Here is a 1571-nt window from a genome sequence, read left to right as displayed (position 1 = left end):
CGGCAATATGTGAAAAAAGGTACGGACTTGAGAACGGTCACTGATGAAGATATCGAACTTGCCCAATCAAGGATAAATAACCGACCGAAAAAGTGTTTAGGGTTCAAGCAGCCATCTGTTGTCTTTAAAACGATGGCTATGGCTGCTTGATATTAGAGGGTGTCGCACTTCGAAGTTGAATTCGGGCTCATAAAAACCAGACACCACATAATCATCAGAATAAGTGATATCCCGGTCATCATATTCCGATATGGATCCGACGGAAAAACCAAAGTCACTCAAACCAGCCTTGAGCAAGGTTGCATTGTAATAACGAGAAAAGAAAAGCGTTTCTTCTCGGCCGGATAAATAATTAACTTCAAGTCTTACATCATTACTACCTGATGATAATGGTAAGTTATCAATGTTATAGCGACCGGGTTCAAGCCTGAGTCGAGTTACGTATATACTATTAACAAAAAACTCTACTTCCGCACTTTCATTAAGCTGAAAAAATTGGCTTCCAGAATTTTGAATGTTTCTTTCCGGTTGAAGTTCGGAGAAACTCCGATAAATAGAAAAACCGCCTAATTCATAGCTGGGTAAATGGCCAGATGATAGACTTGAGACATCGCCAAGTGAATACCTGGCAGGTTGCTGATAGCGATCATGGTACAGAACCACAGGGCCTCTTAGGCTCTGCCATTCGTTGCTCTCACTATTGTCATCAAATAAATAACCAAAGGATGCATTTGTCATCAAATTCACACCCTGGTGTCCCCCCCAGTTAAACCCGCCTAACCACTGCAATACCGCGTTGTCTGATGAGTCAGAAACATCACTATAATCATACTCTACGCTGAAACTTGAAATAGCAGAAAACGATTCACTGGGGGTTGGTGGCAGCCCGAAAAAACCTGCATCACTATTTATGTTTTGCACACGATCCTTACCATCGTCAATACGAACCGAAAGTGAAAATGCCGAAGACATAAATTCAACGATAATACCTTGCTGTTTGAGTTCCTCTAAAGATATGAATTGTCGTTGATAGGAATGAGTCCATCTAAGCGCGTCATCATTAAGAAGCGGGGATATAAAATATAATAAGTTATTTTTGTGTATGGAACAGACTTGGTGACCATCGGTTATCGCTATGACATCACCAAGTTCACGATGGTGATAGAGTAAAGGTAATGGCATTTCAAATGCCATATCGTCGCATGAGGATGAAGATGCACTTAAGAAGCTGCTATATAATAGAAATATTATCAGCGCTAAGGCACCATATAAATAACTCCATTCCCTCCTCATAACTACACCTATTTAGTCATTATTGAGTTCAAAGTAATTTCATTTTTAAATTCACTATCAATGTTAAGGCTATTAAAGTCATTAATAGTTAAAGCTGCATCAGGCATTAAATATCGTTGACTGAGTGTCTCTTCCATCTCTGGCCAACTATATACTTGGTTTTGACCATTAACTGTAAAGTCAAACTTCCAATCCGCTAGGTCTAAATAGCTGATCCTAATAGTGCTACATTTTGATAACTCCATGACCGCCTCCTGGAAATGGTGATACGTTGTCCA

General features: G+C 39.8%; 2 protein-coding genes and 1 pseudogene. 1 reads left to right on the top strand and 2 read right to left on the bottom strand.

Annotated elements, in window-relative coordinates; genetic code table 11:
• Positions 1-150: pseudogene (locus tag NHN17_RS25705) on the top strand (IS30 family transposase); the annotation flags it as partial.
• On the opposite strand, the gene NHN17_RS25700 reads toward NHN17_RS25705, so the two are convergent.
• Positions 97-1194 (bottom strand): fimbria/pilus outer membrane usher protein, encoded by a 1098-nt coding sequence (locus NHN17_RS25700; protein ID WP_255045515.1) that lies wholly within the window; start codon positions 1192-1194, stop codon positions 97-99. The pseudogene NHN17_RS25705 and the gene NHN17_RS25700 sit on opposite strands and share 54 nt — an antisense overlap.
• A gap of 107 nt (positions 1195-1301) precedes the next feature.
• A partial coding sequence (locus tag NHN17_RS25695) for a hypothetical protein (RefSeq protein WP_255045514.1) occupies positions 1302-1571 on the bottom strand: 270 nt, incomplete at its 5' end.

Source organism: Photobacterium pectinilyticum (genome assembly GCF_024357955.1).
Lineage (GTDB): Bacteria > Pseudomonadota > Gammaproteobacteria > Enterobacterales > Vibrionaceae > Photobacterium > Photobacterium pectinilyticum.
Note: the sequence above shows the minus strand (reverse complement) of the source record. Positions and strands in the feature narration are given on the sequence as shown.

Bases quoted from the DNA above. Each gene is read 5' to 3' on its own strand.
- NHN17_RS25700 (WP_255045515.1), bottom strand. From the start codon at position 1,194: ATGGCATTTGAAATGCCATTACCTTTACTCTATCACCATCGTGAACTT.